Annotated in this window: 5 protein-coding genes; 1 reads left to right on the top strand and 4 read right to left on the bottom strand. The window is 59.2% G+C overall.

The annotated features are described in order from the left end of the window. Positions 1-25: 25 nt before the first annotated feature. The 3 genes from Q7F16_RS04300 to Q7F16_RS04310 form a co-directional block, all read right to left on the bottom strand. On the bottom strand, positions 26-2,137 hold the full coding sequence (locus Q7F16_RS04300; RefSeq protein WP_409557381.1) for a TonB-dependent siderophore receptor: 2,112 nt from the start codon (positions 2,135-2,137) through the stop codon (positions 26-28). A 169-nt stretch (positions 2,138-2,306) separates the two neighbouring features. Continuing rightward, the gene (locus Q7F16_RS04305; RefSeq protein WP_046065766.1) at positions 2,307-4,076 is read right to left on the bottom strand and encodes a sodium:solute symporter family protein; all 1,770 of its coding nucleotides are present in this window, start codon (positions 4,074-4,076) and stop codon (positions 2,307-2,309) included. Between the two features lie 11 nt (positions 4,077-4,087). After that, the gene (locus Q7F16_RS04310) at positions 4,088-4,354 is read right to left on the bottom strand and encodes a DUF4212 domain-containing protein (protein ID WP_014338067.1); all 267 of its coding nucleotides are present in this window, start codon (positions 4,352-4,354) and stop codon (positions 4,088-4,090) included. 249 nt (positions 4,355-4,603) lie between these two features. Between Q7F16_RS04310 and Q7F16_RS04315 the strand changes: the two genes are divergently transcribed. Further along, positions 4,604-6,400: a methyl-accepting chemotaxis protein gene (locus Q7F16_RS04315; protein ID WP_079301300.1), complete on the top strand. Its 1,797-nt coding sequence runs from the start codon at positions 4,604-4,606 to the stop codon at positions 6,398-6,400. A gap of 304 nt (positions 6,401-6,704) precedes the next feature. On the opposite strand, the gene Q7F16_RS04320 is transcribed toward Q7F16_RS04315, so the two are convergent. Further along, on the bottom strand, positions 6,705-6,902 hold the full coding sequence (locus Q7F16_RS04320) for a YbdD/YjiX family protein (RefSeq protein ID WP_003182142.1): 198 nt from the start codon (positions 6,900-6,902) through the stop codon (positions 6,705-6,707). Between the last annotated feature and the right edge of the window lie 92 nt (positions 6,903-6,994).

The raw sequence follows: 6,994 nt of genomic DNA on the forward strand, positions 1-6,994 counted from the left end.
CATTTTGTGTTTCAGCGCAGCCGAATCAGAACGTCACGCTGGCGCTCAGCTTGGCGGTACGCGGCTCGCCGACGCTTACCTGCCACTCGCTACCCGTGGAGGACGGGTAGTACTGCTTGTCGAACAGGTTGTCGACGTTCAGTTGCAGCGAAGTCTTGTGCCCCAGTACCGGCGACTCCCAACGCAGGAAGGCGTCGGCGACGGTGTAGCTGCTCAGCCAGAAATCGTTGGCGTTGTTGGCGGCGCGTTCGCCGACGTAGCGGGCGCCTGCGCCGGCGTGCCAGGCACCGAATTCGGCCGGGACGTTCAGGTGGTGGCTCAGGTACAGGCTGGCGGTGTGTTTGGGGGCGTCGGCCAGGCGATGGCCTTCGTCATCCGGATCGTCGAGGATTTCCGTGTGGGTGTAGGCGTAGGTGCCGATCAGGTCCCAGCGGTCGGCGAGTCGGCCGGTGATGTCGAGTTCCAGGCCTTGGGAGCCGACTTTGCCGGCGGCTTCCGAGACTTCGTCAACGGTGGTGACTACGTTCTTTTTGACGATGTCGAACAAAGCGAGGTTGATGTTCAATCCCGGCAGCGGATCGTACTTGGCGCCGATTTCGTAGCTGCGACCCTCCTCTGGTTGGAAGGTACGACTATTCTTGTCGACCACATCATTAGGCTTGAACGACCGGCTATAGTTGCCGTACAGCGACAGGGTCTCGGTGGCTTTATAGACCAGCCCCAGGAACGGAACGAAGGCGTCGCCATTGTCGTCGCGAACATTGACCCGCGTGATCATGCCTTGGTTGGCATATTGATCGTAATGCTGGTAGCGCCCCCCGAAGACCAGGATCCAGCGATCATCCAGATGCCAGTTGTCCTTCAGGTACACCGAGCTGGAGGTCAGCTTGTTACTCAAGTTGCTTTGTTTTGCATTCAGCTTACTGGGTTCAGCCAGGCCGCCATAAACCGGTGCGGTGATGTCGAAGCCTCCTTCTGCGTCCCCACGGTAAGTCTTGCCACGAAACTGGTCTGACACCTGATTATCGATACCAACCAGCAGATCATGGCGCTGACCGAACAGCTCCTGCTTGCCCATGAAATCCCAACTGGCATAACGAGTTTCGTCATCGTAATGAGCGCCGTTGGACTTCCTACTCAATTGATTTCCCGTCAAGGTATCGGGCTGCGCAATCGAAAGACTGTACCTATCATTGTTCCAACCATAGGTGACCCGCGTCTTCCACGCCTCGCTCAGCTCATATTCAAACCGTGCCGTCGCCGTTTCGCGAATACCGACGCTTTTGGCCCAAGGCTCATCCAGGCGCTTGTCATAATCGATGTCAGCTGGATGCCCATTTCTGAACACCGTCCCACGATCAAATGGATTGGAATATTCGTTGTATTCATAACTCAGGTTCAACGAAGCCCGTTCCCCCGTCCAAGCCAACGACGGCGCCACCAGCGTGCTCTCATTGACCCCATAGTTGCGCCAGTAGTCTTCATGCCCGCGCTCGGCGATCAGGCGATAAGCCAGGCCGGTATCGCCCAGCGGCCCGGTGGTGTCCAGGGCCATGGTGCCGCCGCCTTCGCTGTAGGCCGAGCCGCTCAGCGTGGTGCTCTGGGTGTACTCGGGCTTCTTGCTGATGACGTTGACCAGGCCGCCGGGCTCCAGCGCGCCGTACAGCATCGAGGCCGGGCCCTTGAGCACTTCGACGCGCTCGGTAGTAGCGCTGAAGTTGTGCCCCAGGTTCGAACGCACGCCGTCGCGCAGGATCGAGCCGTCGTCGTTGGTGCCAAACCCGCGCTTGACCAGCGAGTCCCGCGAGCCGCCCAACGTGTTGCCCTGGCTGACGCCGCTGACGAACTTCATCGCGTCGTTCAGCGAGCGCACCTGATAGTCCGCCAGGGTCTGCTGGGTCACCACGTTGATCGATTGCGCCTCTTCCTTGATCGGTACATCGCTCTTGCTCGCCGTGCTGGCTTGCGACGTCGTGTAGCCCTCGTCCTGAGTGACACGACTGCCCTGGATATCCGTGGCCGGCAGTTCGACAGCTGCCTGCGCCCACACCGGGCTTGCGATGAAGCAGTAAGACAACGTCGGCAATACACACTTGATGAAGACGTTGCGATTAGCGAGAGGGGTGGAACGATTCAAGACGCGCACTCACAGAGGGTTGGGAATGAGAGAGAATATACTTTGAGAATGATTCCCAGTAAATCTTTCTAACATCTCCCCGCTTGACTCTGCGCGCAAACAAGGGCGCCGGATGATTAGTCCGGCGCCCTTGTTTGTTTTCCTCACCCAGTCTTGGGATGATCAGTGGTCAGTGATCGATGGCAGCACCGGCTCCTCTCGGTACGCGAATGTCTTCGACCAGGTGCTGGATGTGCTCCGGTGGCGGCGCGGTAAAGCGTGACACCACCACCGCGGCCAGGAAGTTGAAGAGCATCCCCAACGTGCCGATGCCTTCAGGGGAAACACCCAGCCACCAATGTTCAGCCGTGTTCATCGTCGGGTTGATGAACTTGAAGTAGACGATGTAGGTGAACGTGAAGGTCAGCCCGACAATCATCCCGGCGATCGCGCCTTCGCGGTTCATGCGTTTGGAGAAGATCCCCATGACAATGACCGGAAAGAAGGAAGACGCCGCCAACCCGAAGGCGAACGCAACCACCTGGGCGACGAATGCGGGTGGATAGATGCCGAACAAACCGGCAATCAATACCGCCACGCCGGCGGCGATACGTGCAGCGAGCAATTCCTGCTTCTCGTTGATCCCGGGCATGATGTTGCTCTTGAGCAAATCATGGGAGATCGAGGTAGAGATCACCAGCAACAGCCCCGCCGCCGTCGAAAGCGCCGCCGCCAGGCCACCGGCAGCGATCAATGCGATCACCCAGCCCGGCAGGCCGGCAATTTCGGGGTTGGCCAACACCATGATGTCGTTATCGACGTAGAGTTCGTTGGCCACTGGCGAGAGCTGGTTCTTGAGCAATCGCTGCTCATGCGCCCCGCGCTCACCCGTAAAACTCGGCGCCCCGACCAGGGCCGCACCCGGGCTGTATTGGATAATGCCGTCGTTGTTCTTGTCCGCCCACGCAATCAGTCCGGAATTTTCCCAGGCTTTGAACCAGGCTGGCGCGGTGGCATAACTGACGTTGGGAATGGAGGTCAGCAGATTGGTACGTGCGAAGGCCGCCACGGCCGGCGCGGTGGTGTAGAGAATGGCGATGAACAGCAATGCGTAGCCTGCTGACTTGCGTGCATCCCGAACGGTCGGCGTGGTAAAGAAACGCACGATCACATGGGGCAGGCCTGCAGTACCGACCATCAGCGCCATGGTGATGAAGAACACGTCCATGGTCGACTTGGTGCCATCGGTATAGGCGCTGAAGCCCAACTCGGCACCCAGGCCGTTGAGCCGCTCGATCACGCTCTGCCCCGAACCGCCCACTTCGCTGATAAAGCCCAGTTGCGGTATTGGGTTGCCGGTGATCATTATCGAGATGAAAATCGCCGGCACCATGTAGGCGAAAATCATCACGCAATACTGCGCCACCTGGGTGTAGGTGATGCCCTTCATGCCGCCCAACACCGAATAAAAGAATACGATGGCCATGCCGATCATGACACCGACGTTGATATCCACTTCCAGGTAACGGGAAAAGACGATCCCGACGCCGCGCATCTGTCCCGCCACATAGGTGAAGGAAATGAAAATCACGCAGATCACTGCCACCACCCGCGCCGTCTGCGAGTAATAACGAGCCCCGACGAACTCGGGTACGGTGAACTTGCCAAATTTTCGCAGGTACGGCGCCAGGCACATCGCCAACAGCACGTAGCCCCCGGTCCAGCCCATCAGGTAGACCGAACCGTCGTAACCGGCGAAGGCAATGATCCCGGCCATGGAGATGAACGAAGCCGCCGACATCCAGTCAGCACCGGTGGCCATGCCGTTGAGCACCGGATGCACGCCCTTGCTGGCGACATAGTATTCGCTGGTGGAACCGGCACGCGTCCAGATTGCAATCGCGATGTACAACGCGAAGGAGGCGCCTACGACCAGATAAATCAGGGTTTTTGTGTCCATGTGCGCCGCCCTCAGTCTTCGTGGACGTCATATTTGCGATCGAGCTGATTCATCTTCCAGACATAGAAGAAAATCTCGAGCACAAAGACGTAGATGGAACCCTGCTGGGCAAACCAGAACCCCAAGGGTGTACCGAAGAAACTGATGGTGTTGAGTGCATCAACCAGCAAAATGCCGAAGCCGAACGACACCAGGAACCAGATAGCCAGCAAGACCAGCATCCAGCGTAGGTTTTCCGTCCAGTAGGCACGCGCAGCCTGTTGCTTTTCAGTGGACATGGAGGTGTCCTCCCGTGTTGTTTTTATTGTTTTGCACTTCAAACCGTAGCAGTCGTCAGGCAAGGCGCTAGTACGACTTTCGTCTAATTCGCTCCAACAGGTATTGACATCTCTATCTCATCGCCAAGGCAGGCTGAAGAGCAGCAGAGTCTCCAGGGTGATATCAAATAGCCCTATCCGCCCCTAAAGCTTTGGCGCTCGCGGTCGAATGTATTCCATTGAGAGATTTTTTTGCCCAGGAGCAGCGGCATGCAGACGTTAAAGGCCTTGTACGAGTCTATCGAGATGCAGTTTTTCGATACCCTCACCAAAAAGCTGTCGAGCCTTTTCCTGTTGGTGCTGGTCAGTGGCTTGTTGTACTGGGTGGCCCTCAGTGCCCGCGCCGAGATCCTGCTGCAGTTGCGCAACGCGCAGTTGGACGGCGCATTGCTGGGGCAGATCGAAGGCCGGCTCGACAGCCTTACCCATGCCCTGCTCTTTGGCGCGGTCCTGACGTTGGCCATGATCAGCTTCATGGTCTGGTATTTCCGCCACCTCATCGTGCGCCCCGTCACCGTCATGACCAAGGCCCTGGAAGAGATCGCCAACGGCGAAGGCGACCTGTCCAAGGACCTGCCGCTGGTGACTCACGACGAGATTCGGGTACTGGCCGGCACCTGCAACCGTTTCCTGGCCAAGCAACGGGAGATCATCAGCAACGTCCAAGCGCTGACCGTGCACATCGCTGTCGAGTCGGCCCGTTCGCTGAAGAACATCAGCGACTCCAGCGACAGCGCCACCCACCAGGCGCGCTTCGCCAAGGAAGTGATGGACCAGAGCAACACCGCCGTGGGCCGCATCGAAGAAGTCTCGCGCCAGACCCAGGGCATCTCCAGCACCACCGCCCAGAACCTGAGCATGGCCCGCGACTCCTACGCCGAGCTGCTGGAGGTGACCGGCAACATCAGCGAAATCTCCAGCAGCCTCGGTGAGTTTGCCACCCTGGTGAGCGCCTTGAACCAGCGTTCCTCAAGCATCAAGTCAATCGTCGGGTTGATCCAGCAGATCTCTGCCCAGACCAACCTGCTTGCCCTCAATGCCGCCATCGAAGCCGCCCGGGCTGGCGAAAGCGGCCGTGGCTTCGCGGTGGTGGCCGATGAAGTGCGAACCCTGGCACAAAACGTCAGCCGGGCCACCGATGACATCTCACGCAACATCGACGCCATGCTCGATGAAGTCAGCTCCACCCACGAGCAGACCACGCAAATCAGCCACAGCGCCCGGGAAACCCAGAAAGTGGTGGAACGCGCCTCCGGCCATTTTGAAAGCATGATCGGCGATTTCGAATCCACCAACGGCAAGCTGGCGGACATCGCGACCCATATCCAGCAGTTCGCCGACAGCAACACGGGGATCAACGACCGGGTCACCCAGATCCACGCCGACAGCCAATTGATCGACCAGCGCATGCAGCATTCGGCGACGGCCACCCGCGACCTGTCCGGCGTGGCCGAAAAGGTTCAGGCGCTGTTGGGCCGGTTCGTGCTCGGCCACGGCAAGCTGGATGCCGCCATCACCCGCGCCAGTGAATGCCGCGACACGCTCCAGGTTCGCCTGGAGGCGCTGCAAGGCGAAGGCCTGAACCTGTTCGACCAGAATTACCAGTTGATTTCCGGTACCGACCCCAAGCAGTACATGGCCAGCTATACCGAACGTTTTGCCCAGGTCTGCCAGGAGGAATGCGACAAACTCACCCGCAGCACACCGGGTGGCAAGGTTTCGTTCATTGTCGACAGCAAGGGCTATTGCCCGGTGAACAACAGCTGGGTCTCGAAGCCGCCGACCGGCGACCGGGCGGTGGATTTGCCGGTGTGCCGCAACAAGCGAATCTTCAACGACCCGATCGGCCTGCGCGCGGCAGGCAACGTCCAGCGCTTCCTGCTCCAGACCTACCTGCGCGATACCGGGGAAATCATGACCGAGATCGACGTACCGTTCTTCTTTGGCGGCCGTCATTGGGGCAACCTGCGGGTGGGCTTCGATGCGGCGGTGTTGTTGGCGGAGTGATCAACAGCGGAATCAAGCCAGACAACTACCCTGTGGCGAGGGAGCTTGCTCCCGCTCGGCTGCGCAGCAGTCGCAAAAACGGCTGATACGGTCAGCCTGAAGAACCGCCGGGGCCTGCTTCGCACGTCAGCGGGAGCAAGCTCCCTCGCCACAAGGGATTTGTGGTGTGTGCAAATCCTGAGAACACCCCAAAACAACTGTGGGAGCGAGCTTGCTCGCGATGGCGTAGGGTCAGTCGCCATCATCGTGACTGACACTCCGCTATCGCGAGCAAGCTCGCTCCCACAAGGGGATCGACCTCAGTTCAACAGCACTTGGGCCCACCCTTGCCGCCGTAACGGGCCTCCTGGCGTTCACGAAAGAACGCCTCGTAGTCCATCATCGGCTTGTCCGGGTGCTTGGTTTGCATGTGCTCGACGTAGTTGTCGTAGTCGGGCATGCCGACCATCAGGCGGGCGGCCTGACCGAGGTATTTACCCAGGCGACTCAAGTCATTGAACATCGTTGCAATCCTCTATCAAGCGTCTGGCAGGGCCTGGAATGGCGCTTCTTTGTCCGTGCGTTCCTTGGTGCCCCAGGCGGCGATGCCGACCT

The organism is Pseudomonas sp. Lb2C2 (assembly GCF_052112205.1).
GTDB lineage: Bacteria > Pseudomonadota > Gammaproteobacteria > Pseudomonadales > Pseudomonadaceae > Aquipseudomonas > Aquipseudomonas kilonensis.